Origin of the sequence: Actinoallomurus soli (genome assembly GCF_024055715.1) — a bacterium.
Classification (GTDB): domain Bacteria; phylum Actinomycetota; class Actinomycetes; order Streptosporangiales; family Streptosporangiaceae; genus Actinoallomurus; species Actinoallomurus soli.
This window is the reverse complement of the sequence record NZ_JAMXMV010000002.1, coordinates 543,566-569,457: the sequence shown is the minus strand read 5'-3', so window position 1 is coordinate 569,457 and position 25,892 is coordinate 543,566. Positions and strand designations below refer to the sequence as shown.

27 protein-coding genes and 1 pseudogene are annotated in these 25,892 nt (G+C 73.4%); 15 read left to right on the top strand and 13 right to left on the bottom strand.

The genetic code is table 11. The features are described from left to right. Genes NDW01_RS08655 through NDW01_RS08645 form a run of 3 tightly spaced genes read right to left on the bottom strand, consistent with a single transcriptional unit; the run spans position 1 to position 3,360 of the window. Positions 1–2,247 (bottom strand): heavy metal translocating P-type ATPase, encoded by a 2,247-nt coding sequence (locus NDW01_RS08655; protein WP_252818558.1) that lies wholly within the window; start codon positions 2,245–2,247, stop codon positions 1–3. After that, on the bottom strand, positions 2,244–3,119 hold the full coding sequence (locus NDW01_RS08650) for a hypothetical protein (protein ID WP_252818556.1): 876 nt from the start codon (positions 3,117–3,119) through the stop codon (positions 2,244–2,246). Before NDW01_RS08650 ends, NDW01_RS08655 begins: the two co-directional genes overlap by 4 nt. A 31-nt stretch (positions 3,120–3,150) precedes the next feature. Beyond that, entirely contained in the window at positions 3,151–3,360 is a 210-nt protein-coding gene (locus NDW01_RS08645; RefSeq protein ID WP_252818554.1) for a heavy-metal-associated domain-containing protein, read from the bottom strand. Between the two features lie 243 nt (positions 3,361–3,603). Here NDW01_RS08645 and NDW01_RS08640 point away from each other — a divergent pair, with 243 nt between their 5' ends. Further along, positions 3,604–4,215: a hypothetical protein gene (locus NDW01_RS08640; protein ID WP_252818552.1), complete on the top strand. Its 612-nt coding sequence runs from the start codon at positions 3,604–3,606 to the stop codon at positions 4,213–4,215. A 148-nt stretch (positions 4,216–4,363) separates the two neighbouring features. Here NDW01_RS08640 and NDW01_RS08635 read toward each other — a convergent pair whose 3' ends face one another. After that, on the bottom strand, positions 4,364–4,735 hold the full coding sequence (locus tag NDW01_RS08635; protein ID WP_252818549.1) for an ArsR/SmtB family transcription factor: 372 nt from the start codon (positions 4,733–4,735) through the stop codon (positions 4,364–4,366). A 104-nt stretch (positions 4,736–4,839) separates the two neighbouring features. Here NDW01_RS08635 and NDW01_RS08630 point away from each other — a divergent pair, with 104 nt between their 5' ends. The 3 genes from NDW01_RS08630 to NDW01_RS08620 all read left to right on the top strand — a co-directional run bounded on the left by NDW01_RS08630 (position 4,840) and on the right by NDW01_RS08620 (position 7,257). Then, complete coding sequence (locus NDW01_RS08630; RefSeq protein WP_252818546.1) at positions 4,840–5,736, top strand: cation diffusion facilitator family transporter; 897 nt, start codon at positions 4,840–4,842, stop codon at positions 5,734–5,736. Positions 5,737–5,823: 87 nt separating this feature from the next. Further along, a complete protein-coding gene (locus NDW01_RS08625; RefSeq protein ID WP_252818544.1) occupies positions 5,824–6,090 on the top strand; it encodes a hypothetical protein in 267 nt (88 codons plus the stop codon). Between the two features lie 276 nt (positions 6,091–6,366). Continuing rightward, the gene (locus NDW01_RS08620; RefSeq protein WP_252818541.1) at positions 6,367–7,257 is read left to right on the top strand and encodes an alpha/beta hydrolase; all 891 of its coding nucleotides are present in this window, start codon (positions 6,367–6,369) and stop codon (positions 7,255–7,257) included. An 11-nt stretch (positions 7,258–7,268) separates the two neighbouring features. Here NDW01_RS08620 and NDW01_RS08615 read toward each other — a convergent pair whose 3' ends face one another. Continuing rightward, positions 7,269–8,360 carry a carboxylate-amine ligase gene (locus NDW01_RS08615; RefSeq protein ID WP_252818538.1) on the bottom strand — a complete coding sequence of 364 codons (1,092 nt, stop codon included), beginning with the start codon at positions 8,358–8,360 and terminating at the stop codon, positions 7,269–7,271. 266 nt (positions 8,361–8,626) lie between these two features. Between NDW01_RS08615 and NDW01_RS08610 the strand changes: the two are divergent. After that, positions 8,627–9,274 (top strand): annotated as a pseudogene (locus NDW01_RS08610) (AfsR/SARP family transcriptional regulator); the annotation flags it as partial. A gap of 526 nt (positions 9,275–9,800) precedes the next feature. Next, positions 9,801–10,082 carry a hypothetical protein gene (locus tag NDW01_RS08605; protein WP_252818773.1) on the top strand — a complete coding sequence of 94 codons (282 nt, stop codon included), beginning with the start codon at positions 9,801–9,803 and terminating at the stop codon, positions 10,080–10,082. A gap of 108 nt (positions 10,083–10,190) precedes the next feature. Here the strand turns inward: NDW01_RS08605 and NDW01_RS08600 are convergent, their stop codons facing one another. Next, on the bottom strand, positions 10,191–10,778 hold the full coding sequence (locus tag NDW01_RS08600; RefSeq protein ID WP_252818536.1) for a TetR/AcrR family transcriptional regulator: 588 nt from the start codon (positions 10,776–10,778) through the stop codon (positions 10,191–10,193). A 93-nt stretch (positions 10,779–10,871) separates the two neighbouring features. Between NDW01_RS08600 and NDW01_RS08595 the strand changes: the two genes are divergently transcribed. After that, positions 10,872–12,086 carry an alpha/beta hydrolase family protein gene (locus tag NDW01_RS08595; RefSeq protein WP_252818534.1) on the top strand — a complete coding sequence of 405 codons (1,215 nt, stop codon included), beginning with the start codon at positions 10,872–10,874 and terminating at the stop codon, positions 12,084–12,086. Positions 12,087–12,106: 20 nt separating this feature from the next. After that, a complete protein-coding gene (locus NDW01_RS08590; RefSeq protein WP_252818532.1) occupies positions 12,107–12,349 on the top strand; it encodes a DinB family protein in 243 nt (80 codons plus the stop codon). A 23-nt stretch (positions 12,350–12,372) separates the two neighbouring features. Here the strand turns inward: NDW01_RS08590 and NDW01_RS08585 are convergent, their stop codons facing one another. Next, positions 12,373–12,828, bottom strand: coding sequence for a winged helix-turn-helix transcriptional regulator (locus NDW01_RS08585; protein ID WP_252818530.1), 456 nt, complete (start codon positions 12,826–12,828; stop codon positions 12,373–12,375). Between the two features lie 82 nt (positions 12,829–12,910). On the opposite strand from NDW01_RS08585, the gene NDW01_RS08580 reads away from it, so the two are divergent. Further along, entirely contained in the window at positions 12,911–14,107 is a 1,197-nt protein-coding gene (locus NDW01_RS08580; RefSeq protein ID WP_252818528.1) for an MFS transporter, read from the top strand. On the opposite strand, the gene NDW01_RS08575 is transcribed toward NDW01_RS08580, so the two are convergent. Next, positions 14,065–14,748 carry a response regulator transcription factor gene (locus NDW01_RS08575; RefSeq protein WP_252818525.1) on the bottom strand — a complete coding sequence of 228 codons (684 nt, stop codon included), beginning with the start codon at positions 14,746–14,748 and terminating at the stop codon, positions 14,065–14,067. The genes NDW01_RS08580 and NDW01_RS08575 overlap by 43 nt on opposite strands. After that, positions 14,745–15,908, bottom strand: a complete 1,164-nt coding sequence (locus NDW01_RS08570) for a sensor histidine kinase (protein ID WP_252818523.1) — start codon at positions 15,906–15,908, stop codon at positions 14,745–14,747. The genes NDW01_RS08575 and NDW01_RS08570 overlap by 4 nt, the downstream gene beginning before the upstream one ends. A 137-nt stretch (positions 15,909–16,045) precedes the next feature. Here NDW01_RS08570 and NDW01_RS08565 point away from each other — a divergent pair, with 137 nt between their 5' ends. Genes NDW01_RS08565 through NDW01_RS08555 form a run of 3 tightly spaced genes read left to right on the top strand, consistent with a single transcriptional unit; the run spans position 16,046 to position 19,412 of the window. Continuing rightward, entirely contained in the window at positions 16,046–17,104 is a 1,059-nt protein-coding gene (locus tag NDW01_RS08565) for an ATP-binding cassette domain-containing protein (RefSeq protein WP_252818521.1), read from the top strand. Then, positions 17,101–18,642, top strand: coding sequence for an ABC transporter permease subunit (locus NDW01_RS08560; protein WP_252818518.1), 1,542 nt, complete (start codon positions 17,101–17,103; stop codon positions 18,640–18,642). The genes NDW01_RS08565 and NDW01_RS08560 overlap by 4 nt, the downstream gene beginning before the upstream one ends. Further along, on the top strand, positions 18,639–19,412 hold the full coding sequence (locus NDW01_RS08555) for an ABC transporter permease (RefSeq protein WP_252818516.1): 774 nt from the start codon (positions 18,639–18,641) through the stop codon (positions 19,410–19,412). The genes NDW01_RS08560 and NDW01_RS08555 overlap by 4 nt, the downstream gene beginning before the upstream one ends. 32 nt (positions 19,413–19,444) lie before the next feature. Here the strand turns inward: NDW01_RS08555 and NDW01_RS08550 are convergent, their stop codons facing one another. Next, positions 19,445–20,425: an RNA polymerase subunit sigma-70 gene (locus NDW01_RS08550; protein ID WP_252818513.1), complete on the bottom strand. Its 981-nt coding sequence runs from the start codon at positions 20,423–20,425 to the stop codon at positions 19,445–19,447. Between the two features lie 61 nt (positions 20,426–20,486). Between NDW01_RS08550 and NDW01_RS08545 the strand changes: the two genes are divergently transcribed. Next, positions 20,487–20,864: a nuclear transport factor 2 family protein gene (locus NDW01_RS08545; protein WP_252818509.1), complete on the top strand. Its 378-nt coding sequence runs from the start codon at positions 20,487–20,489 to the stop codon at positions 20,862–20,864. 55 nt (positions 20,865–20,919) lie between these two features. Here NDW01_RS08545 and NDW01_RS08540 read toward each other — a convergent pair whose 3' ends face one another. Beyond that, positions 20,920–21,828, bottom strand: a complete 909-nt coding sequence (locus tag NDW01_RS08540) for a Rossmann-fold NAD(P)-binding domain-containing protein (protein WP_252818507.1) — start codon at positions 21,826–21,828, stop codon at positions 20,920–20,922. 91 nt (positions 21,829–21,919) lie between these two features. Further along, a complete protein-coding gene (locus NDW01_RS08535) occupies positions 21,920–22,651 on the bottom strand; it encodes a S1 family peptidase (RefSeq protein ID WP_252818505.1) in 732 nt (243 codons plus the stop codon). Positions 22,652–22,835: 184 nt separating this feature from the next. Between NDW01_RS08535 and NDW01_RS08530 the strand changes: the two genes are divergently transcribed. Together NDW01_RS08530 and NDW01_RS08525 are read left to right on the top strand one after the other, a co-directional pair. Further along, positions 22,836–24,227 (top strand): glycoside hydrolase family 28 protein, encoded by a 1,392-nt coding sequence (locus NDW01_RS08530; RefSeq protein WP_252818503.1) that lies wholly within the window; start codon positions 22,836–22,838, stop codon positions 24,225–24,227. Between the two features lie 189 nt (positions 24,228–24,416). Beyond that, complete coding sequence (locus NDW01_RS08525; protein ID WP_252818501.1) at positions 24,417–25,286, top strand: fumarylacetoacetate hydrolase family protein; 870 nt, start codon at positions 24,417–24,419, stop codon at positions 25,284–25,286. A 179-nt stretch (positions 25,287–25,465) separates the two neighbouring features. Here the strand turns inward: NDW01_RS08525 and NDW01_RS08520 are convergent, their stop codons facing one another. After that, entirely contained in the window at positions 25,466–25,849 is a 384-nt protein-coding gene (locus NDW01_RS08520) for a DoxX family protein (protein WP_252818498.1), read from the bottom strand. Positions 25,850–25,892 lie beyond the last annotated feature (43 nt).

Sequence of the window (25,892 nt, the reverse complement as noted above, 5' to 3'; positions counted from 1 at the left end):
TCAGCGCGCCGCCTCGAAGCGGCGCAGCCGCAGGCTGTTGCTGACCACGAACACACTGGAGAACGCCATCGCGGCACCGGCCAGCATCGGGTTGAGCAGGCCGGCGGCGGCCAGCGGCAGGGCGGCCACGTTGTAGGCGAACGCCCAGAACAGGTTGCCCTTGATCGTGCCGAGCGTCCGGCGGGACAGCCGGATGGCGTCCGCCGCGGCGCGCAGGTCGCCGCGGACGAGCGTGAGGTCGGCGGCCTCGATGGCCACGTCCGTACCGGTGCCCATGGCCAGCCCCAGGTCCGCCTGGGCCAGGGCGGCGGCGTCGTTGACGCCGTCGCCGACCATCGCCACGACCTTGCCCTCGCCCTGCAGCCGCTTGACGACGTCGACCTTGTCGGCGGGCAGCACCTCCGCGATGACCTCGTCGATGCCGGCCTCGGCGGCGATCGCGCGGGCCGCCGCCTCGTTGTCGCCGGTCAGCAGCACCGGCGTCAGGCCGAGCCCGCGGAACCGCGTGACGGCCTCGGCACTGGTGTCCTTGATCGTGTCCGCGACGACCAGGATCGCGCGGGCCTCGCCGTCCCAGCCGACCGCGACGGCCGTCCTGCCCTGGGCCTCCGCCGCCTCCTTGGCGCGTTCGAGCCCGGCGGGCAGGTGCTGGGACCACTCCGCCAGCAGCCGCGTACGGCCGACCAGGACCGCGTGGCCGTCCACGATGCCCTGCACGCCGAGGCCCTCGACGTTCGCGAAGTCCTCGGTGCGGGGGAGCGCGCCGACCCGCTGTACGGCGCCCTTGGCGATCGCCTGGGCGATCGGGTGCTCGGAGGCGTCCTCCAGCGCGCCGGCCAGCCGCAGCACCTCGGCGGCGTCCTGCCCCTCGGCGGTCACCACGTCGACGAGCGTCATCCGGCCGGTCGTGACCGTGCCGGTCTTGTCCAGCACGATCGTGTCGATCCGCCGGGTCGACTCCAGGACCTCGGGACCCTTGATGAGGATGCCGAGCTGCGCGCCGCGGCCCGTACCCACGAGGAGGGCGGTCGGCGTCGCGAGGCCCAGGGCGCACGGGCAGGCGATGATGAGGACCGCGACCGCGGCGGTGAAGGCGGCCGCGACGCTGCCGCCGGTGCCGAGCCAGAACCCCAGGGTCGCCACGGCGAGAGTGATGACGATCGGCACGAAGATCCCGGCGATCCGGTCGGCGAGGCGCTGGACCTGCGCCTTGCCGTTCTGCGCCTCCTCGACCAGCCGGGCCATCTGCGCCAGCTGCGTGTCGGCGCCGACCTTGGTCGCCTCGACGACCAGGCGGCCGCCCGCGTTCACGGTGGCGCCGACGACGGTGTCGCCGACCCCGACCTCGACGGGCACGGACTCGCCGGTGAGCATGCTCATGTCCACCGCCGAACCGCCCTCGACGACGACACCGTCCGTGGCGATCTTCTCGCCGGGCCGTACGACGAACCGGTCACCGGCCGTCAGCCGCTCGATCGGGACCCGCTCCTCGCGGCCGTCCCGGAGCACGGCGACGTCCTTGGCGCCCATCTCCAGCAGGGCCCGCAGCGCGGCCCCGGCGCGTCGCTTGGACCGCGCCTCGAAGTAGCGCCCGGCCAGGATGAACACCGTCACCCCGGCGGCCACCTCCAGGTACAGCTCGCCGGTCCCGGAGACGCGCTCGATGGTGAGGGCGAACGGGTGCCGCATGCCCGGCTCCCCGGCGGTGCCGAAGAACAGCGCGTACAGCGACCAGCCGAACGCCGCGATCGTGCCCAGCGACACGAGCGTGTCCATCGTCGCCGCGCCGAGCCGCAGGTTCTTGTACGCCGCGCGGTGGAACGGCAGCGCGCCCCACACCACGACCGGCGCGGCGAGGGTCAGCGAGGCCCACTGCCAGTACCGGAACTGCAGCGCCGGGACCATCGCCAGCAGGATCACCGGAACGGCCAGCACGGCGCTGACGATCAGCCGGTCGCGCAGCGCACGTACGGGGGCGTCCTCCGCGGGCTCCTCGGCTTCGGCCGGCTCGGACGGGGCGGGGAGGCTCGCGGTGTAGCCGGCCTTCTCGACCTGGGCGATCAGATCGTCGGTGCTGATCCCGGGTTCGAAGCTGACGCTCGCCTTCTCGGTGGCGTAGTTGACCGTCGCGGTCACGCCGTCGAGCTTGTTCAGGCGCTTCTCGACGCGATTGGCGCACGAGGCACAGGTCATCCCGCCGATCGTCAGCTCGACGCGTTCGGGTGCCGCGCTCGTGGTGCTGGTCATCGTCCCTCCTTCGCCACGGCCGTGAACTCGGCGGTGTGCACCGCGCCGTGGTGCTGGAAATCGAGGTAGAGGCGGTAGGCGCCCGCGGACGGCGCCTCGGCGTGGAAGGTCACCGTCGGCCCCGGCCTGGTCGTCCCGTCGCCCGGCTCGCCGTCCGGGTGGACATGGAGGTAGGCCAGGTCGCCCTGCCGCAGCGCGACGAGGTGCCCGTACGCCCCGAGGTAGGGCTGCAGGTCGGTGACCGGCCTGCCGTCCCGGCTGATCGCCAGGTCGAGCCGGCTCGAACGGCCCGCGACCAGTGTCCCCGTGAGCGTGACGGTGTAACCGTCGACGGTCGCGGTGGTGGCCGGCGCGGGCAGGGCCCGCGGCTCGGCGTCGCCCGCGACGGCGGTGTCGATCCCGAGGGTGAGGGGCTCACCGCCCGCGGGCTTGAAGTCGGCGAACGCGCGGTAGGTGCCCGGCCCGCTCAGCGGCGAGGCGACCCGCCAGGTGCCGTCGGCGTCCATCGTCGGATGCACGTGCCGGAACCCCGACAGGTCCCGGCGCACGACGATCAAATGCATCCGCTTGTCGTGCTGCGTGTCGAACGCCGTCACCGGCCGCCCGTCCGGCCCGGTGATCCGGAACGCGAACGTGCCCGTCGCGGCGGGGACGGTGGTGAGGGTGTAACCCCGGTCGGACACCAGCAATCCGCCCGGCAGCATGCTCGCGTGGCCGCCGTGGCGCGCGCCCTGGTGCTCCATGCCGCCGTGTGCGGCGCTCGGCTTCGTCTCGGCCCCGACGGGGCCGGTCAGGTGACCGGCCCCCATCGCCGCGCCGAACACCACCGCCAGCCCGAGCCCGAAGACCCCGAGCCTGGCCGGTGCGTTCATGCTGGTCTCCTTCGTTGCTCGTCGTTCAGGGTCAGGACGTCACGAGTTCGTAGCCGGCCTCGTCGACCGCGTCCCGCACCGCCTGCTCCTCGACCGGGGCGGCGCTGGAGACGGTGACGACACCGGAGGCCAGATCCACCTTGACGTCGGTGACGCCCTCGATGGCGCTGACCTCCTCCGTCACGGCCGACACGCAGTGCCCGCAGGTCATGCCCTTGACCTTGTACTCGGTCGTCGTCATCTCGTTCTCCTCACACGCTGTACGTCGTTCGTGACCGGATTTCCGGCCGGTCCTCAACCTATACCCACCCCCGGTAGGGCATGCGAGCGACCATAACATACCCCAGGGGGGTAGCCTCAAGAGGAGATCGATCGCGGAACGCCGAGGGTTTCGGTGGCCGGGACGACGAAGACCCTCGGCACAACGACGCCGCCGCCTGTCGGCGCGGCGTGGGGCGGGGCGGGGGGGCGTCAGAATTCGGTCATGCCCAAGAGCGCTACGTCCGTGACGCCGCCGTCCGCGGCCTCTCCCGCCGGAGAGACCAACCGCCACCTCGCCAAGGTCAAGACGTCGCTGGCCCGGCGGTGGTCGCACACCCGGATGAAGGAGCTGTACGACGAGGCCGACCTGGCGAGGTATCTCTGGGCGCTGGAGCGGGAGGCCGAGGCGCTGGACATCTTGCGGTCGGTGACCTCGACGGTGCCGGTGCCGGGCGCGTCGCCGAACTACAACATCTGGTCCCCGGTCGTCACGATGAACGCGCTGGAGGCCCGGATCCACCGGCTGGCCGGCGACGATGCGGCGGCCGCGGCGCCGGCCGCGCGGCTCCTCGCCGACCCGGGCCTCGCGCCGAACCGCGCCGCCATCACGGAGCAGATCGCCGACGCCCCGGCCATGTTGGCGGCGGCGAACGCGGAGACGTCGGTGAAATGGGCGTGCCACCGGCTGTCCCGGAGCGTGGGCTCGCTCATCCACCTCCACGAACTGGCCGTCGCCGGGCACCCGTACGGCGCGTGGTACGACGCCGGGGAGGTCGACCGGCTGATCGTCGAAGGACGCGCCCTCCTGGCCGCCCGCCTGTCAGCGGCCGCCTGAGCCGCCTCGGGCCGGCTCCCGCCGCGCGCCGGGCGGCTCCCGCCGAGCCGGCAGATCCGGCCGGGTGGTGGCGGCTGCGGTCAGGCGGGCAGATCGGGCAGGGCGGCTCGCTGAGCGGGCAGATCCGGCCGGGCGGTGGCGGCTGCGGTCAGGCGGTGGCGGCGTCGGGCCGGGGGCGGTCGGTGACGCCGAGGCGGCGGTGCTCGATGTGGCTGACCGCCTCGTCGAGCAGCGTGGCGACGTGGTTGTCGTACAGCTGGTACACGATGCTGCGGCCGTGGCGGTCGCCGGTGACCAGGCCGAGGTGGCGCAGGTAGCGCAGCTGGTGGGAGACGGCCGAGCGCTCCATGGCGATCGAGTCGGCGAGCTCGCCGACGGAGCACGGGCCCTGCCGGAGCCGGCTGAGGATGCGCAGCCGGCTGGGGGTGGCGAGCGCCTGCATCGTCTCGGCGACGCTCTTGGCCAGGTCGGCGTCGATCGGCCCGGTCGGGGTCCTTCGTCCGTCAACGCCGTGTCCCATGCCGCCATGGTAACCACGGTGAACGCGTGAACACCTCTTCACGCGATCACGTATCATGAGGGCACGCCACCGACCACGCCCCGTGAGAAGGAGAGTGCGCCGCCGTGACATCCGCCGTCGCCGTCGAGCGTGACGAGACCGCCGACCGGAGGGCGGCGAACCGTGCCATGGCCGTGTCGGCCGCCGGCCTGTCGGTGACCGCCCTGATCGAGATCGCCCTGGCCCTGGTCACCGGCTCGGTCGCGCTGCTCGGCGACGGCCTGCACAACCTGTCGGACGTGTCGACGTCGGCGGTGGTGTTCCTCGGGTTCTGGATCTCGCGGCGGCCCGCGACGGCCCGCTATCCGTACGGCTACGAGCGGGCGGAGGACCTGGCCGGGCTCGGAGTGGCGCTGGTCATCTGGGCCAGCGCGCTGTTCGCCGGATACGAGAGCTACCACAAGCTCGTCGGCGGCGCGCGGACGACGGACGCCGCGGTGGGCATGGTCGGTGCGGCGCTCGGCATCGTCGGCAACCAGCTCGTCGCCCGTTACAAGCTGCGGGTCGGCCGCCGGATCCGGTCGGCGACGATGATCGCCGACGCCAAGCACTCGTGGCTCGACGCCATCTCCTCGCTGGGCGCGCTGATCGGCCTCGCGCTCGTGGCCGCCGGGTACCGCTGGGGCGACCCGGTGGCCGGGCTGGCCGTCACGCTGTTCATCTGTCACGTCGGCGTGGAGGTCACGCGCGACCTCGTGCACCGTCTGATGGACGGCGTCGACCCCGATCATGTGGAGGCCGCGCGGACGGCCGCCGCCGGGGTTCCGGGCGTCGGCGCGGCGGAGGTCCGGGCGCGCTGGATGGGCCGCACCCTCGCCGTCGAGGTCGAGACGCGCCTCGACGACGGCCTCAGCCTCCTGGACGCCGACGGGATCAACGCCGAGGTGGAGCGCGTCGTACGCGCCGCCGTGCCCGACGCCGGTGACGTGCACGCCCACGCCCACGCCGCCCGGACGGCCTGACCGTCACCCGGTGTTTCCACCCGGTTCTCGCGGGTACACGCAGCGCCGCGAAGGGCCGCAGGTAAAGACCCAAGGAGGCGAGTGACCATGAGCGACACCGGCAGGGACCATCCGCCGGAGCGCGACCGTGGCGTGGGCGCCCACTCCGGCCACGAGAGCCGGCCCCAGGAGCGCGTGGTGCCCGGCACGATGAGCGCGGGGGAGGGGTACGAGACCGAGGCGGAGGGCACCCGGCAGGGCGACCCGCTGTCCGGCGTCGAGACCCGCCCCGGAACGGCCTCCCGCGAGGCCGGACTCACCGACGAACACGCACCGGACACCAACCCCGACGGCACCCCGCGCCCGCGGGACTGAGAAGACCGGCCGCCCCGCCGGCGAAACGCGAGCCCCGGGGGATCGGCCTCCCGGTCCAGGTGCCGGAACGGAAGCGCCGGGAGAGCCGCCTTCCGCCCCCGGTGCCGGAACGGAAGCGCCGGGAGAGCCGCCTTCCGCCCCCGGCGCCGGAGAGAGAGCCCCTGGGGTTTCCGTTCCGGCCGAGGTGCGGACGGAAATCCCAGAGTGCCCTCCGGGCGAACTTCGGGACGCCGGCGGACGTCTCTTTCGCAGAGGCGTCGGCGAGAGGCGGGTCCGATGGTGTCCAGACGTGCCTTCCTGCTCGGCGGGGCGGGGGTCGGTGCGGTCGCCGTCGCGGGAGGGCTCGGCGCCGCCCTCGTCGAGGAGGACGTGCTGCCGGGGAAGGTGGGGTTCGACCGCGCCCTCGGACGCTGCGGCTCCCTGCCGGACGCGCCCCGCACACCGGGCGTCGTCCAGCCGCAGACCTTCACCTCGCGCCGGCGCGGGACCGACGTCACGGCCGTCGTCGTCCTCCCCGCCGGCGTCCGGTCGCTCTGGCACCTCCCCGTCGTGGTCGCGCTGCACGGCAACGGCGGCTCGGCGGTGTCGGCCGCGAACGGCCTCCGGTTCGACCGGTACCTCACCGACGTGGTGCGTACGCGCGGGGTCGCGCCGTTCGCGGTCGTCACGGTGGACGGCGGCCCCGACGCGTACTGGCACCGGCGGGCGAGCGGCGAGGACCCGCTCGGCATGATCACCGAGGAGTTGCTGCCCCGGCTGCGCCGTCAGGGCGCGGCGACGGACCGGTTCGGCGTGTTCGGCTGGTCGATGGGCGGGTACGGCGCGCTCCTGCTGGCCGAGACGGCCGGCGCTCCGCGCGTGGCCGCCGCCGTCGCCTCCTCTCCGGCGCTGTTCCCCTCCTATGACAACGCCCGCCGGACCAACCATCGGGCCTTCGACGACGCGGCCGACTTCGCGCGCAACGACGTGTTCGCCGGGCTGGACCGGCTGAAGGGCGTGCCGGTCCGGGTGGACTGCGGCACCAGCGACCCGTTCGCGCCGATGACGCGCCGGCTCCGGAAGCGGCTGCGGCCCGAGGGGGCGATGAGCGGCGGATGCCACGACGGGGCGTTCTGGCAGCGGCAGCTGCCGGACCAGCTCACCTTCCTCGGCCGCCACCTCCGCTGACCGGCCGGCCCTCAGGACTCCAGGGTTCGGGCGACGGCGTAGGCCACCACCTCGGACAGGTCACCGGTCCGCTGGTGGACCTCCCACTGCTGCTCGGCGCCGTTGCCCCGTTTGAACACGCCGAGCAGGAGCCCTTCCACCGTGATCAGGTCGCCGGTCTCCGCCAGGACCGGCGCGGTGTGCTCGACCAGCGCCCGTACGACGGTCTCGGCGGGCGCCGGGCGGCCGGTGAGCGGGTGCACCAGGTCGTGCCGGAGCCCGGACCGGGCCGCCCGCCAGGTGGCGAGCCTCAGCTGGGACGCCCGCACCGGCGACGCCGGCTCACCGGCCCGCCAGGCGCGCGCGGCGGTCTCCACCAGCGCGCCGACCAGGGCGGCCACCAGCAGGGCGTCGTCCATCAGCAGGCAGACGTCGGCGACCCGGATCTCGACCGTGGGGTACCGGCGGGACAGTCGCGCGTCGAAGTAGACCATCCCCGCGTCGATGATCGCGCCGGTGTCGAGCATCTCCTGGACGGCCGCGCGGTAGGACGCCGCCGTGCCGAACAGTTCGGTCGGGCCGGATGACGGCCAGCGGCCCATGACCTGGCGGCGGTAGCTGGCGTAGCCGCTGTCCGTCCCCTGCCAGAATGGGGAGTTCGCGCTGAGCGCCAGCAGAGGCGGCAGCCAGGGGCGGATGCGGTCGAGCACGGCGACGCCCTCCTCGGCGGACTCGACCGCGACGTGGACGTGGCACCCGCAGATCAGGTGCTCGGCGGCGGTGAGGGCGTACTCCCCGGCCATCCGGACGTAGCGCTCCTCGGGCGTGATCGTCGGCCGTACCGGCAGGGGCGAGGTGCCGAGCGCGGCGATCGCGACGCCCTGGTTCCGGGCCGCCGCCGCCGCGAGGTGGCGCTGGGTGCGGATCTGGTCGGCGAGTTCGGTCATGGACGAGCACGGGCGGGTGCCCGTCTCGAGTTGTTCGCTCTGCAGTTCGCTCTGCAGCAGCACGTCACTGCCGCGCCGCCCGAACCGGAGCACGGCGTCGGCGGCGGCGCGAGGCCGCCCGCTGGTCGGGTCGATGAGGATGAATTCCTCTTCCACTCCCACTGTTCGCGTATCCACTACGACCTACTGTGCCGTTTTGTGGCGGCAGAAAAGTAAAGCCATGACATCTCCGTTTCCCGTGGTGCCAAAAGACGGCCCCCGTGATCGTTGACCAGCGCCTCCCGCTCACGTCAGCGTAAATCGTGGAACGCTTTCATTTACCGGATACAGGCGGATTCGTGAGTTCGGTGTGTGGATCAGGCAATGTCCGGTGAGCTCCGGGTCGACCCGGTTCAGGATCACGGCGTACGCGGCACGCCCGGCGGACCGGGACGATCGGCGGCATGTGGTTCGGCATCCTGGGCCCCCTGGAAGTGCGGTCGGCCGACGGCGCGCCGATCGCCGTCGGCGGGCCCCGGCTCCGCGCGCTGCTGGTGATGCTCCTCCTGCACGCGGGACGGGCGGTCGGCGTGGACCGGCTGGTCGACGGCCAGTACGGCGACGAGCCGCCGGCCGGCGCCGTCAACGCGGTCCAGGCGCAGGTGTCCCGGCTGCGCCGGCACCTGCCGCCGGGGGCGCTGGAGTTCGACGGGACCGGCTACCGGCTGGCGGTGGACCCCGACGACGTGGACGCGCACCGTTTCGAGCGGCTGGCCCGCGAGGGACGCCGGCTCCTGAGCGCGGACGCGCACGCGGACGCCGCCGCGGTCCTCCGCCGCGCGCTCGACCTGTGGCGCGGCCCGGCACTGGCCGACCTGCCCCACGCGGACGCGGACCGGGCCCGCCTGGAGGACCTGCGGCTCGCCACGGCCGAGGACCTCATCGAGGCCCAGCTGGCGCTGCCCGAACGCGCGCCGGTCGCCGAGCTGCGGCGGCTCGTCGCCGAGCACCCGCTGCGGGAACGGCTCCGCGGGCAGCTCATGCGCGCCCTGCACGCGGCGGGCCGTCCCGCCGAGGCCCTGGCGGTGTTCGAGGCGACCCGGCACCTGTTCGCCGAGCAGCTCGGCGTCGACCCCTCCCCGGAACTGTCGGCGCTCCAGCTCGCCGTCCTGCGCGCGCAGCGGCCGGACCCGGTGCCGCGCCGGCGGCCGACGGCGCAGCTGACGAGCTTCGTCGGCCGCGACCCCGAGCTCGCGCGGCTGGAGGCGCTGCGCGGCGCGCGGCTGGTCACGATCGTCGGGCCCGGCGGCGCCGGCAAGACCCGGCTGGCGATCGAGGCGGCGGCCCGCGACGGGGCCGAGGCCGCGTTCGCCGACCTGTCCCCGCTGGACGACGACGACCAGGTGCCGCACGCGGTCCTCGGCGCGCTCGGCCTGCGCGAGACGGGACTGCAGTCCCTGGAGACGCCGGACCCGGTCGGACGCCTGGCCGCGGCCGTCGCGGACCGGGAGCTGCTGCTCGTGCTCGACAACTGCGAGCACACCGTCACCGGCGCCGCCGCGCTGGCCCGCCGGGCCCTCGGCGAGTGCCCGCGCCTGCGGATCCTGGCCACGAGCCGCGAGCCCCTCGGCATCACCGGTGAGACGCTCGTGCCGCTCGCGCCGCTGGATGGTGGCGTTCCGCCGGTACGAGGAGGAGTTCCGCGGTTACGCCAGGATCGCGCGGAAGGGGAACGCCGGGCCGTTCCTCGCCCCACCGACCCAGGGCCGGATCGCGATGCGGAACCAGATGTTCAAGCGCAGGTTCCTGCTCACGTCGATGCTGTGGATGACCGACCGGTTCGCCACGCGCATCGACCTCAAGGACTACCCGGCGCCCGCCGACCGGCCGTACGGCCCGGCGTGCGGAATGCTCGGCTGACGGCCATACCGATCGCTGTCCTGGGTCGTTCGTCCCGGTTCGCGGCTGCGGTCACCGAGCGTTCGGCATCGTCGCCCACGGCGTCGCGCGAGACGTCCGCCACGACGGTCATGCGCGGTCGGCCGATGGGGACAGGAGACGGTCGACGAGCGTGTCGACGTAGGCGGGGGAGAGCGGGCCGGCTCCGAACAGGACGCGGACGTACATCGGGGCCAGGATGTGGTCGACCAGGTCGAGGACGTCCGGCGGGTCCTCGCCGCGTTCCCGGGCGCGGTCGAGCATCTCCTGGAGTTGGCGGGCGCGTGTGTCCAGGAACCGGTCCCGGGCCTGCGTGCCCGCCTCGCCCGCACCCGACAGGGCGACGACCAGGCGCAGCACCGCGGGTCCCTCGTCCCCGGTGATGTCGCGGGCGACATTGGCGGCCCAAGAGCGCAGGTCGCCCTTCAGAGTGCCGGTGTCGGGGATCGGGGAGCCGGCGGTGAGCCGGGTGATCACCACGTCGATCAGCAGGGACTCGAGGGTGCCCCAGCGGCGGTAGACGCTCGTGTCGGCCACGCCCGCGCGGGCCGCGACGTCACCCACGGTGAAGGCGCCGTATCCACGTTCGGTGACCAGATCGGTGACCGCCCGGTGCACCGCCGCGCGGACCCGGGCGCTGCGCCCGCCGGGCCTGCGGGCCCGCTGCCGTTCCGTCATGGCCCTCAGCTTAACGCAGTCCGGACTTGCGTTTGCGGCGAGCCGAGTCCTATGGTCGCACTAACGCAGCCGATTCCTGCTTTAGGAGCCGTCGTGGAACCACTGTTCTTCCCTGGGAACCCGCAGTTCTGGTACGAGACCCTGCGGAGTCTCGGGCACATCGCCTACGGGGGCGCCGACTTCGGCGAGGTCGTGACGACCGTCCGGCGGATCAGCGCCGGCGACTACGACGGGTGGCACGACGAGTGGCTGGCCACCGCCGACCGCGTGGCCGCCGAGGGCGCGACGGCCCTGGCCGGTGGCCACCGGGTCAGCGCCCGCGACGCCTTCCTGCGCGCGTCGAACTACTACCGCAACGCCGAGTTCTTCCTGCACGGCGACCCCGAAGACCCGCGGATCCGGCACGCCTACGACGCGTCGGTCTCCTGCTTCCGGCAGGCCGCGGCGTTGTTCACCCCGGCCGTCGAGCCGGTGGCGATCCCCTACGAGGACACCGTCCTGCCCGGCTACCTCTACCGGGCCGACGACTCCGGAACCGCCCGGCCGACCGTGGTGATGCACAACGGGTTCGACGGCACGGTCGAGGAGATGCACTTCTTCGGGGCCGCCGCGGCCGTCGAGCGCGGATACACGGTGCTGGCCTTCGACGGGCCGGGCCAGCCGGGCACCCGCCACCACCAGGGCCTGACGTTCCGCCCCGACTGGGAGAACGTCGTCGGCCCCGTCATCGACCACGCCGTCACGATCCCGGAGGTCGATCCGGCCCGGATCGCGCTGCTCGGCGCCAGCATGGGCGGCCTGCTCGCACCACGCGCCGCGGCGTTCGAGCACCGCGTCGCCGCCGTCATCGCCCTCGACGGCGTCTACGACCTCGGCGTCATCACCACCTCCCCTATCCCGGGCGACCGCGCCGAGGCCGAACGGCGGCTGCGCGCCGCCCACGACCCCGACCTGGACGCGATGCTGGAGGCGGCCATGGCCGGGAATCCCATGGTGCGATGGGCCATCGAGCACGGCATGTACGTGATGGGCGCCGACACCCCGCGCGCGTTCGGGGCGGCCTACCTCGACCACCATCTGCGCGAGGGCATCGCCGAGAAGATCACCTGCCCGACCCTGGTCTGCGCGGGCGCCGACGACGGGTTCTTCAAGGGCCAGCCCGAGCTGCTGTACGAGCACCTGACCTGTCCGAAGACGCTGCTGGAGTTCGGTGCCGACCAGGGCGCGGACGCCCACTGCCAGTCCGGCGCCCAGCGCCTGGCCTTCGCCCGCGTCTACGACTGGCTCGACGACGTCTTCGCCGCCTGATCGACATCCCGAGGAGACCGATGGCCGCGCTCATCCACCTCAACGAGGTCCTCGTCCACGGCGCCGGTCTGGCGATCGCCGGTGGCCGGGAGGCGCTCATCGACGAGCCCGCGTGCGAGGAACCGCTCACGACCATGCGCCGCATGGACTTCGGTGCCTTCCGCCGCCCCGGCATGTTCGGGCCCGAGGTCCCCGCACCCGCCGGCGCCCCCGCCCACGGGCGACTCCTCGCCTTCCTCGGCCGGGACCTTCGACCGCGTTGACCCCGCGCCGTGCCGGCACGGGGTCAGGTGTGCCGGCGCACCGAGGTCGTATCGCTCGTCAGCGGCGATCCGTTCGCCGCCACCGGCCGGAGGTCGGGCACGGGGACGCCGTCACCGTCGACCAGGACCGAGTGCGTCTCACCCGCTTCGAAGGCGTGGCGTTCGCCCCACTGTCGCAGCGTGACGATCACGGGGAAGAGGTCCTTGCCCGTCTCGGTGAGGGCGTACAGCCTGCGTCTGCCCGACGGGGCGTCGACCTGGGCGAGCACGCCATGGTCGGTGAGCCTGCGGAGCCGTTCGGTGAGGATGTTGCGGGCGATGCCGGTGCGCTGCTGGAAGTCGGTGAACGAGCGGGCGCCGTCCATCGCGTCGCGGATGATGAGCAGGCTCCACCGGTCGCCGACCAGATCGACCGTGCGGGCGACCGGGCAGCTCGGGTCCGTCCACGCGGGGCTCCGCCCGTCGGCGTCGCGTGCCATCACCCCTCCAAAGAGTTGCGTATTGAAACCATTCTGGCCTAGCCTCCGAAAAGTTGCAAAATGAAACTGATTGGAGCGTGCCGTGAACCGGAGGACCAGGCTGCTGCTCGCGGTCGTGTGCGGGGTCGCGGTGGCGAGCGTCTACGCCGGGCAGCCGGTGCTTGCCCCGATGGGACGCGACCTGGGAGTTCCGGCCGACTCGGTCGGCGGGTTCGTGGCCACCGGCCAGCTCGGCTACCTGGCCGGACTGGTGCTGCTGGTGCCGTTGGGCGACGTGCTCGACCGCAGGCGCCTGATCGCCGCGCACCTCGCCCTGGTGGCCGCGGGAACGGCCATCACCGCGGCCGCCCCGGTGGCCTGGGCGGCGTTCTCCGGGCTGGCCGCGGCGGGCGTGTTCGCGGTGGTCGTGCAGACCACCGTCGCGTACACGGCGTCGATCTCGCCGCCCGCCGAGCGCGGACGCAACCTCGGCATCGTGACCTCGGGCGTGGTCATCGGCATCCTCGGCGCCCGCGTCATCGCGGGAGTCCTCGCCGACCTGTGGGGATGGCGGAGCATCTACCTCACCCTGGCGATCCTCGCCGCCGTCCTCGCGGTGCTCACCCTCACCCTGCTGCCCGCCGACGCCCGCCCGGACCGGGCACGGTACGGGCAGGTCCTCCGGTCCTTCGGCGGGCTGTTCACCCGGCCGGTGTTCCTCCGCCGCGGGCTGATCGCGTTCTTCCTGTTCGCCTCGTTCGGCACCCTGTGGAGCGGCATGGCCCTGCCGCTGGCCGGGGCGCCGTGGCACCTCAGTGAAGCGCGGATCGGGCTCTTCGGCATCGCCGGGCTCGCCGGAGCCCTCGGTGCCGCCCGCTCCGGACGCTGGAGCGATGCCGGGCACGCGCGCCGGGTCACCGGCATCGCCCTCGCGCTCCTGCTCGCCTCCTGGGCCGCGATCGGACAGCTTCCGTGGTCGCTGCCGCTGCTGACCCTCGGCGTGCTCCTGCTCGACTTCGCCGTGCAGGCCGTGCACGTGAGCAACCAGCACACTCTCACCGCCGCCTACCCCGACCGCACCAGCACCACCATCGGCGCCTACATGGTCTTCTACTCCCTAGGCTCCGCCCTGGGAGCGGCCGCGACCACGGCCCTGTTCGACGCCGCCGGCTGGACCGGCCCCACCGTCCTCGGCGCGGCGCTCGCGCTCTGCGCCCTCGCCGCCTGGGCGGTCCCGGACCGCGCCGGCGGTCTCGATCAGCCGGGCCGGGTGGTCGGGGCCTCGCCGACGACGCGGTAGCCCACGCCCGGGGTGGTGACGATGACGGGCGGGTCGCCGAGCTTGCGGCGCAGCCGGCCGATCGTCACCGCGACGGTGTTGGTGAAGGGATCTGCGTGCTCGTCCCACACCTGGTCGAGCAGGTCCTCGGCGCTGAGGAACGCGGGCGCCGCGCGCAGCAGCGCCTCCAGGACGCCGAACTCCTTGACCGACAGGTCGAGGTGGCGGCCGTCGCGGGTCACGGTGCGCCGTGCCGGGTCCAGTTCGATCCCCGCCGCGCGCAGCGTACGGGCCCGCGCCGAGGGCCGGCGGCGCGCCAGGGCGCGCACGCGCAGGACGAGCTCGGGGAAGTGGAACGGTTTGGCCAGGTAGTCGTCGGCCCCCAGGCTCAGCCCGCTGACACGGTCGCCGGGCGCCCCGGCCGCGGTCAGCATCAGCACCAGGGGACGGTCGTCGTCCTCGGTGATCATCTGGCAGAGCGTGTCGCCGTGGACGCCGGGCAGGTCGCGGTCGAGGACGACGACGTCGTAGGCGTTGCGGTCGAGCTTGGCGGCGGCCTCCAGCCCGTCGTGGGCGGCGTCCACGGCCATGCCCTGGTCGCGGAGTCCCTCGACCAGGACCTCGGCGAGGGACCGGGCGTCCTCGACCACCAGGACCCTCATGCCGGAACCGCGGCGGCCAGCGGCAGCGAGACGGCGACGCGCAGGCCGCCCTCCGGGAGGGCGCGCAGGTCCAACCGGCCACCGTGCGCGGTGGCCACGGCCGCGACGATCGACAGGCCGAGCCCCGTGCCGTCGCCCGTACCGGTCCGGTCGGCGCCGAGCCGGCGGAACGGCCGGGCCAGCTCCGCGACCTGCCGTGGGTCGAGGACCTCGCCGCCCGTCTCGACGACCAGCCGGCCCGTCCCGCCGTCGTCCGTGGTGGCGACGCGGATCCAGCCGCGATCGTGGTTGTGGCGGATCGCGTTGTCGATGACGTTGTCGACCATGCGGCCCAGCAGCGCCCTGCTGCCCCGTACGGGCAGGTCGCCGCCGAGGGCCTCGTGCACGGTCAGCCCCCTGGCGGCGATGTCGGGAGCACGGGCGGCCACCGATGGGGACACCAGACCGGCGAGCGACACCGTCGTACGGTCGGGAAGCTCGCCGTGCTGCGCCCGGGCGAGCGCGAGAAGACCCTCCAGCAGCCGGTCGATCTCGTCGAGTCCGGTCCGCAGCCGGCCGGCGAGGGCGACGGTCTGCGGCGGGGCGGGCTCCGGCTTGGCCATCGCCACGTCCAGGGACGCGCGCATCGTCGTCAGCGGGGTGCGCAGCTCGTGGGACGCGTCCGCGACGAAGCGCCGCTGGGCCGCGAAGGCGTCCTCCAGGCGCTCCAGCAGGTCGTCGATGGTGTCGGCGAGATCCTTGACCTCGTCGGCGGGGCCGGGGACGGCCAGCCGCTCGTGCAGGCTGTCGGCGGTGATCCGCCGGGTCGCCGCGGTGATGGCCCGCAGCGGGCGCAGCACGCGGCCCGCGATGACACGCCCCAGCACGATCGACGCGACCCCCATGACGGCCAGCGCGACGGCCGCCCCCGCCAGCAGTTGCCGGGTGTGGACCGCCTGCTGCTCGGCCAGCTGCCGCCGCAGCCAGGCGATCTGCGTCTGCGCCTGGGTCAGGGCACTTCCGGGAGGGGCCGGCTCCGGGCCCGGCGCCACGCTGGAGACCCGCGTCGGGCTCAGGGCCACGCCCCCGGCGATCGCCAGGAGCACCACGCCGGACAGGAAGAAGACGACGCCGTAGAGGGCGGTGAACCGCGCCCGTACGGTGCGGATCCGCAGCCTCATGGTCCCCTCCCGACGTCCGTTCCCGCGCCGGGAACAGCATGCCGGGCCGCGCCTAACAGCGGAATAACGGCATCCGTTCGGCCCCCGTTACGGCGTCCCGTCCAGGGTCTGTCCCGACCGAGGGAAAGGACGGGACGATGCGCGGAGAAGCGACCATCGAGGTGAACGGGCTGCGCAAACGGTTCGGGCCGACTCTGGCGCTGGACGGGATGTCGTTCACGGTACGGCCGGGACGGGTCACCGGCTTCGTCGGACCCAACGGCGCGGGGAAGTCGACCACCATGCGGGTGGTCCTGGGCCTGGACGCGGCGGACGAGGGCACGGCGCTGGTCGGCGGCCGGCCGTACCGGAGCCTGCGCGAGCCCCTGCGCCACGTCGGGGCGCTGCTGGACGCCGCCGCGCTGCAACCGAGCCGGTCCGCCCGCGGCCACCTGCTGTGGCTGGCCCACTCCCAGGGGCTGGGTGCCCGGCGCGTCGACGAGGTGATCGAGCAGGTGGGCCTGCGGTCCGCGGCCCGGCGGAAGGCGGGTGGCTTCTCGCTGGGCATGCGCCAGCGGCTGGGGATCGCGGCCGCGCTGCTCGGCGACCCGCCGGTGCTCATGCTCGACGAGCCGGTCAACGGCCTCGATCCCGAGGGCGTGATCTGGATCCGCGGCCTCCTGCGGTCGCTGGCCGCCCAGGGCCGTGCCGTCCTGGTGTCCAGCCACCTGATGGGCGAGTTGCAGGGCACCGCCGACCACCTGATCGTGGTGGGCCGGGGCCGGGTCATCGCCGACACCGGTGTCACGGAACTCATCGCCGCCGTCTCGCGCGGCCGCGTCGCCGTGCGCACCCCGGAGCCGGAGCGGGCGATGCGGACGCTGGCGCGCGCGGGCGCCACCGTGACCGTCTCCGGAAGCGACGCGCTCGCCGTCTCCCGGAGCGAAACGTTCGCCGCCTCCGGGAACGGCCCGCTCACCGTCTCCGGGGGCGAGGCCTTCGCCGTCTCCGGGGGCGAGGCGTTCGCCGTCTCCGGGGGCGACCTGCTCACCGTCTCCGGGCTGCCGGGCGAGCGGATCGTCGCGCTGCTCACCGCCGACTCGGTGCCGTTCTCCGAGGTCGTGGCCCAGCGCGCGACGCTCGAAGAGGCGTACCTGGAGCTCACCCGCGACGCGGTCGAGTTCCACGCCGGCACGGGCCGGGAGGCGGTCCGATGACCTTCGCGTACGGCTGGCGGAGCCTCGCGCGGCTGTCGCGCGCGGAGTGGACCAAGTTCCGTACGGTCCGGGGCTGGGTGCTCGGCATGGCGGTCGCGGTGCTGGTCACCGTGGGCCTCGGGCTCTTCTCGGCGTCCGGCAGCCACTCCTCGTGCGGCGGTCCGAGCGACGTCTGCCCCGCCGTGCCGCTCGGCCCGGGCGGCGAGGCCGTCGACGACAAGTTCTTCTTCGTGCACCGGACGCTGGACGGAGACGGCTCCATCACCGTCCGCGTGACCTCCCTGACCGGCCGGATCCGGCTGCCGGACGCCACCCCCGGCGTCCGGCGGGTCGTTCCCGGGGTGGAGCCGTGGGCGAAGGCCGGCGTGATGATCAAGGATGGCACTCGTCAGGGCGCGGCCTACGCGGCGCTGATGGTGACCGGCCGGCACGGGGTGCGGATGCAGCACGACTTCGTCCACGACACGGCCGGCGGCCGGAGCGGTGTCTCGCAGGCGGCCCCGCGCTGGCTCCGGCTCACCCGCGCGGGCGACGAACTGACCGGCTACGAGTCGGCCGACGGCACCCGGTGGGCGAAGGTCGGCACGGCCCGCCCGGCCGGGCTGCCGGCCGCCGTACAGGTCGGGCTGTTCGCCGCCTGCCCCGGCGACCTGACGGTGCGGCAGGCCGATCTCGGCGGAGCCGTCGCCGCGTTGCGCTTCGCCGAGGCCACAGCGGCCTTCGACCACGTCGCAGTCCGAGGCGGGACGTCCGGCGGTTCGTGGCGCGACGACGACATCGGGGCCGAGAGGGAACCCGGCGGGGCCATCCACCATCCGGGCGGAGCCACCCGGGCCGGCGGCGTCTTCACCGTGACGGGGAACGGCGACATCGCGCCCCGCACGGACGGCCAGATGGTCGAGAAGACCCTCTCCGGGCTGCTCGCGGGCCTGATCGTCGTGATCGTGGTCGCGGTGGTGTTCGTCACCGCGGAGTACCGGCGGGGGCTGATCCGCACGACCCTGCTCGCCGGTCCCCGGCGTGGCCGGACGCTGACGGCGAAGGCCGTGGTGATCGCCGCGGTGACGTTCGCGGCCGGAGTGGCCGCCGCCGGCGTCACGGTCCCGCTCGGCGCGCACATCCTGCGCGCCAACGGCGACTACCTCCTGCCGGTCGGCCCGCTCACCGACCTGCGCGTCGTGGCGGGCACCGCCGCACTGCTCGCGGTCACGGCCGTCCTCGCCCTCGCGCTCGGTACCGTGTTCCGGCGCAGCGCCGTGGCGATCACCGGCGCGATCGCGCTGGTCGTCCTGCCCCGCATCCTCGCGACCACCTCGGTCCTGCCCGTCGATGCGTCGCGGTGGCTGCTGCGGGTGACGCCCGCCGCCGGGTTCGCGCTCCAGCAGAGCGTCCCGGCGTATCCGCAGGTGACCGCGTTCTACTCGCCGCAGGCCGGCTACTACCCGCTGGCACCGTGGGCCGGCTTCGCCGTCTCCTGCGGATACGCCGTACTCGCCCTCGCTCTGGCCGCCCTCGTACTGCGCCGGAGGGACGCGTGAGGGAACTGCGCGCGGAGTGGACCAAACTACGGACCCTGCCGAGCACCTTCTGGCTGCTGCTCGCCGCCGTGGCGCTGACCGTCACCGTGAGCGCCGCCGCGGCCGCGATCGTGTCCTGCCCCTCGGCGGGGTGCCGGTACGACGCGCCGAAGATCGGCCTGTCCGGCGTGCAGGCGGGCCAGGCGATCGTCGTCATCCTGGCCGTGCTCTCGGCCGGCGGGGAGTACGGCACCGGCATGATCCGCACCACCCTGACCGCGATGCCGCGCCGCACCGCCGTCCTGGCGGCCAAGGCGACGTTGCTCACCGCGCTCACCTCGGCCGCGGGAACGGCCGCCGTGCTCGGGTCCGTCCTGGCGGCGCGGCTCATCCTGCCGGGGAACGGCTTCGTCCCCGCGCACGGGTACCCGACCCTGTCCCTGGCCGACGGGCCGACGCTCCGGGCGGCGGCCGGTTCCGTCGTGTACCTCGCGCTGATCGCCCTGCTGGGCCTCGGCGTCGCGACCGCGGTGCGCGACTCGGCGACGGCCATCGGTCTGGTGTTCGGCCTGCTGTACGTCCTGTCGGTGCTGCCGTACCTGGTCACCGACCCGTACTGGGGCAGGTTCCTGTGGCGGATCTCGCCGATGAACGCCGGGCTCGCCGTCCAGTCGACCGCCCACCTGTCGAGCCTTCCCGTCGGACCATGGGCGGGTCTGTGCGTGCTCGCCGCCTGGGCCGGAGCCGGGCTGCTCACCGGCGGCCTGCTGTTCCGGCTGCGGGACGCGTGAGGCGGTGACCGCGCCGGTGAGGACGCCGCCGGCTACGGCGTCGCGGAGCGGTCCTGGTCGTCGGGCGTCGGTCCGAAGGGATCCATCACCCGGTCGTCGAGGAACCGGGTGATGGCGTGGACGCGGCCGCCGGCGAGCGTCAGCACGATCAGCCCGGCGGGTCGTTCGACGGCGCCGTCGAGGCGGCAGACGAACGCCGGCTGCCCGTTGGCCCGGGTGGAGTGCAGCCTCAGACGCCGGCCCGCGCGCCAGGCGGCGCTCGCCCGCAGGAACGAGCCGATCGCCGCGATGCCCTGGTACTCGTGCGGGGCGGGCGGCATCGCCAGCCACGCGTCATCGGTGAGCAGGCCGATCACCGTATCGACGTCGTCGGTGCTGAAGGCGTCGGCGAAGCGGCGGACCAGCTCCCGCTCCTGCGCCGAACCCGGGTCGGGCGGTGCGGCGTGGGCGTCGCCGCGACACCGGCCGAGTGCGGCCCGGGCCCGCTGACGGAGCCCCTTGACGGCGGTCGGTGTCGTGCCGAGCAGCGAGGCGGCCTCATCGAGCGGATGACCGAGCACGTCGCAGAGCACCAGCGCGGCCGCCTGCCGCGGCGGAAGCCGTTGCAGCGCGGCGACGAAAGCCAGCTCGATCGCCTCTCGCGCCGTGTACCGCGTCTCGGGACCGGGTTCGGTGCCGGGAAGCTGTTCCAGCAGCGCGTCCGGGTAAGGCTGCAGCCAGGGAACGTCACCGCGGCGGCTGGGTCGCGGCGGCTCGAACGGCGGCTCGGGCGCGGGCGGGATCCGCCGACGACGGTCGCGCAGCGCGTTGAGGCAGCGGTTGGTGGCGATGCGGTACAGCCACGAGCGGGGCGACGCGCGGTGCTCGAAGGAGTCGAGGCCGCGCCAGGCCGCCAGGAACGTCTCCTGCAGGACGTCCTCGGCGTCGGTCAGCGAGCCGAGCAGCCGGTAGCAGTGCAGCAGCAGCTCGGGCCGGTGAGCCGTCATCAGAGATTCCAGAGTCACGTCCGCCATGACCGTTCCGTTCCGCGGCTCGCCGGTGTCGTAAGAGGTGACACCGGAAGAAGGAGACATCATGACCAGCCCAGCATTGCAGACCGCACTGGCGTATCACCGGGCGTGGACCGGCAAGGACCTCGACACGGCGGTGGCCTACCTTGCCGACGACGTCGTGTGCGACGCGCCGGCGGGACGGCTCGAAGGCGTCGCGGCGTATCGGGAGTTCCTCGCGCCCTTCGCCGAGCGGTTCCTCATCAGGGCCGAGATGATCGCCGCGTTCGGGGATGACACCACGGCCCTGCTCATGTACGACGCCGAGACGGTTCCGGCCGAGAGCGCGCCGGCGGCCGAGTGCGTCACGGTCCGCGACGGGAGGATCGTCTACAACCGCTTCGTGTTCGACCGCACGCCGTTCGACGAGTTCCGCCGCAGGCAGGCGCCGGTCCGTCCGTGATGTGACGGGCGGCGGAGGCGCCTCGTCATCGAGCGGGGTGTTCAGGTGGGAGTCCTCAGCCGCTCGTCGGGTCCGCGCGGAAGACGACGGCGGCGATCGGCATGGCCGGGTTCTGCAGGCCGAGCAGGGACAGGGAGAAGCCGTGCTCGGGCACGCGGCCGCCGAGGACCTCCTGCTCGACCCGGACGCCGCGCGCCGCCAGGTCCGCGGTCACCTCCGCGTAGCCGCGACCGAGGAGCTGCACGTCCTCGAACCAGGCGGTGCCCGACACGCCGACGTAACCGATCACGAGGGTGGTGAGCCGGGAGTCCTCGTCGAAGGTGAGGATCAGTCCGTGGTCGAAGTACCAGTCCTGCGCGGTGCCGCCGTAGGGCGGGACGCTCTGCAGGGCGGGGCCGAGCAGGGCGCGGAGCTCCTGACGCGACTGCCCGAGCCGTACCGTCTCGGTGCCCCGGCCGGAGACCAGCCGGTGCTCCGTGATGGGCGCGACCTCGGGTTCGTCGGACATGGCGGGCTCGTCCCCGGGATCGGCGGCGAACACGCCCACCGAGCCGACCTCGCCGTCGCCGTTCCGCGTCAGGGCGAAGCCGGCCTCGGGCACCCGGTGCCCGTCGTCGCCGCCCGGCACCTCGAGGCCGTGGGCGGTCAGCTCCGCGATGACGTCGTCGTACGGGCGGCCGGTGAGCGCGATCCCGTCGAAGCCGACCGGCGCGCGGGAGCCCGGCTCGAGGTAGTAGAGCCGGTCCTGGTCGTCGAAGAAGGCGATGAGGTCGCCCGCGACGTAGTGGTCGCAGATTCCGACGTCCCAGGCGGCCTTGCGGAAGGGCCGGACCTCACCGAGGTCGTCGCCGAACCGCTTCGCGAAGTCGGCGGCGACCTCGTCGCGCCGTGCGCCGAACCGCACGTCCACCCCGAACCCGCTGATGCCCGCGAAGGGCCTGATCTCCCATTCCAGAGCGTCCATCCGGCCAGTAGTACCAGCGCCGTACGACTCTCACCCGCGCTGAGGCCGATCCCCGCGTGGTGGGGATCGGCCTCAGTGGTCGCGTGCCGCCCTATCGCCTGGTGACCTTGTGGATCCAGGCGAGCTGCTGGGCGATCTCGCCGGCCCCGGCCATCTTCTCCCGGTCGGAACCGTAGAAGACGCCGAGCAGGGTCTCCTTGCCGTGGGCGCCGATGCTCATCACCGGGGCTCCGGAGTCGCCGCCGGCGGGAATCCCGGACACCTTCTCCAGGCAGAAGTCCGTGCCGCCCGGTACGGCGAAGCCCTCGCAGCGGCGGGCGTCCGAGCGCACGACCCGGAGCGTCGACTGCTTGAGCACGGGCGACTGGCAGCTGTTCTCATCCGTGGTGCAGGTGGCGCCCCACCCGTACTGCCGCACGATCTCGCCGGGGTGGACATGGGCCGTGGCCAGGCGCGCCGGGCGGACCTTCATCGGCGAGACCTTGATGAGCATCATGTCGGCGTGCGCGTTTCCCGCCCGCTTGCCCACCGGGCGGACCGTGGTGCCCTTGCGCATGTCGAGGTTGCCGACCCGGAACGAGATCCGCTTGTCGGCGATCTCCTCGCCCTGCTCGAAGAAGCAGTGCGAGGCGGTGATGATCCACTGCTTGGTGACCGCCGTGCCGGTGCACGCCGGTTTGCCGTCGATGAGCATGCGCACCGCCCAGGGGCCGTAAGTGCTCTTCGACCCGCCGATGACGGCCGAGGCCGGCCCGGCCGCCACCACCAAGCCCGTCATCAGCACCAACGCGGACACCAACAGCGAACGAACGCGACGCACCATCCGGAACAGCTCCTCTCCTGGGGGCGGGGCCTTACCGGTGGTGTAGATACGCCGTCAGGTCGGAAAGTTCTCGATCCCGCGTAATTGACCCTCCACCGGCCGCCGCCGCTGCACCGTTGACGGCACGTAGTCCCTCATGTCACCTTTGTGCGGGAAAAGGTTTTCCTGGCCGCGTGAGGTGACGATGACCGGTCCCGCGAGACGAGACGTGCTCAGGATGGGCGCGCTGATGGCAGGCGGACTGCCGCTGCTCGGGGGCGTACGCCCCGCGGCCGCCGCCACGGAGGGCGTGGCCGCGCGGGTGCGGCCGCCGCGATTCCGCGACGCCTGGTTCCCGATCACCGACTTCGGCGCCTCGGGCGACGGCACCACCGACTGCACGCGGGCGATCGACGCGGCGATCAAGGCCTGCCACGCGGCGGGCGGCGGGCACGTCCTCGTGCCGGCGGGCCGGTGGGCGACCGGCGCGATCCACCTGCTCAGCGGGGTGGACCTGCACGTGGACAAGGACGCGACGGTGCTGTTCAGCACCGATCCGGCCGCGTACCTCCCGGTCGTGCTGACGCGCTGGCAGGGCGTCGAGGCGTACAACTACTCGCCGCTCATCTACGCGTACGGGCAGCGGGACATCGCCGTGACCGGCGGCGGGGTGCTCGACGCGCAGGGTGACAACGCGCACTGGTGGTCCTGGGTCGGCTCCGGCCAGTACGGCTGGAGGTCCGGCATGCCGAACCAGCGGGCGGACTGGGCGGCCCTCGAGAAGATGGGCGAGAACGGGACCCCGGTCGACCAGCGCGTCTTCGGCGCGGGCCACTACCTCCGGCCCAGCTTCATCCAGCCGTACGCCTGCGAGAACGTGTTGATCGAGGGCGTCACCCTGCGCCACTCCCCGATGTGGAACATCCACCCGGTGCTCTGCCGGAACGTCACGGTGAGCGGCGTGACGATCGACAGTCTCGGGCCCAACGGCGACGGATGCGACCCCGACTCCTGCCAGGACGTGGTGATCCGGAACACGACGTTCGCCACCCACGACGACTGCATCGCCATCAAGTCGGGGCGGGACCAGGACGGCCGGCGGGTCGGCGTGCCCTCGAAGAACATCCTCATCGAGGACTGCGTCTTCCTCAGCGGCGGCGGCGCGGTCGCGATCGGCAGCGAGATGAGCGCCGGGGTGTCGGACGTCGTCGCGCGGCGGCTCAGCCTGCCGTTCGACGCGTCCATCGACGAGGCCAGCGTCTCGTGGATCCTGTCGGTCAAGTCGACCTCGACGCGCGGCGGGTACATGCGGGACATCACCGTCACGGACGTCTCGTGCCCCGCGTGGACGTACGTGCCGTTCGAGGTGACCTACACCTACATGGGCGGCGGCGCGAGCGACCTGTACCCGGACACGTCGCACATCACCGTATGGAACTGGTCGGTCGGCGGCCCCTGCGACTACCCCTACCGGGTCCGCGGCGTCCCGGCCGCCCCCGTACGCGACGTGCGCCTGACGAACCTCACCTTCGAGCAGCCGAAGAACCCGCCGGTCGTCGAGAACGCCGACGTCACGACCCGTCACGTCACGACCTGACCGAACGCGAGGCGGCCGTCGCCGGCGATCCGAGCGGATCCTCTCGACGGGCCCCGACGCGCGGGCCGCTGCGGCCCGCCCGTCCGGGCCCGGGTCGGCGGTACGGGCTGGACCGCGCCGCCCGCGCCCGCCTACCTTGCTGGCGTAAGCCGACGTGAAGCGAGGGATGTCGTGCACATTGTCCGTTTCGTGTCGACCGGTGGGAACCACCCGCTGGCGGGGGTCTCCGACGGGTCGACCGTCACCGAGCTGGGCGCAAGCCTCGGCGAACTGCTCCGGCTCCCCCTGACGGAGCTGCGGGACCGTTGCCTCGCGGCGGACGGCCCCCGGCACGACGCCGCCGTCGTACGGACGCTGCCGCCGGCGGACGGGCGGATGGAGGTCTGGGCGGCCGGCGTCACCTACCGGCGTTCCCGCGAGGCCCGGATGACCGAGAGCGAGCGGTCCGCCGACGTGTACGAGCAGGTGTACGACGCCGAGCGCCCGGAGCTGTTCTTCAAGTCCGCGGCCTGGCGGGTGACCGGCGACGGCGAGACCGTCGCGATCCGGGCCGACTCCGCGGTCGACGTGCCCGAACCCGAGCTCGGGCTGGTGCTCAACCGCCACGCCGAGATCGTCGGCTACACCGTCGTCAACGACATGAGCTCCCGCACCATCGAGGGCGAGAACCCGCTGTACCTGCCCCAGGCCAAGATCTACCTGGGCGGCTGCGCGGCCGGTCCCGCCGTACGGCCGGCCTGGGAGATCCCCGACCCGTACGCCCTGGGCATCGAGCTCACGATCCGGCGCGACGGCGGCGTGGCGTGGACGGGGACGGCGAGCACCGGGCAACTGAACCGCAGGCTCGACGACCTGGCCGGATACCTCTTCCGCGCGGACGCGTTCCCGGACGGCGCCGTCCTCGCCACCGGCACCTGCCTGGTCCCGGAACTGCCGTTCACCCTCGCGGACGGCGACGAGATCACGATCACGATCGCCGAGGTCGGCACGCTCACGAGCACGGTCGTCGTGGGCAGGGACCCGATGGCGTGGCTCGCCGAGGACGCCGGACCGCGCTGAACCGGCGGCCCCCACGTTCCGCGGAGGTGAGCCGCGCGCGCACCGCCGCGGCGGCGCTCAGCCCGTCGGCGCCGGGCATGTCGATGTCAGGGACGGCGGACCGGATGCGCCTGCGCGCCTCTGCCCCGGCCGTGCACCGGCGCCCGGGAGTGGGACGGTCACGTGACGTACGGCCGATCTCAGCCGGTGAAGTGCCCGGACCCGAAGCGGCCCCACGCGATGAAGACCGCGAGCGCGAGGTAGGCAAGATTCAGCATCACGAGCCTGTGCTGACCGAGACGGCCATGGGTGATCATCGCGCCGACCATCAGCAGGACCCAGCAGACGGCGGTCACGGGCACCATGACCGGTGCGATGCCGAGGATGGCGGGCAGGACCAGGCCGACCGCGGCGAGGAGTTCGAGGGCCCCGAGGGTCCTGACGAAGCCGGCGCTCGCATGCCGGGTCCACTCCCCGCCGTGCTGCGCGGCCAGTCTCTCCTTGGGCACGAACGACTTCGTGACGCCACCGAGCAGGGCGACCGCGGCGAGCAGTCCGGCGGCGATCCACAAAGCGAGATTCATGGGGGACTCTCCGTTCTCGTTGTTCCGGCCTCAAGACACCGCG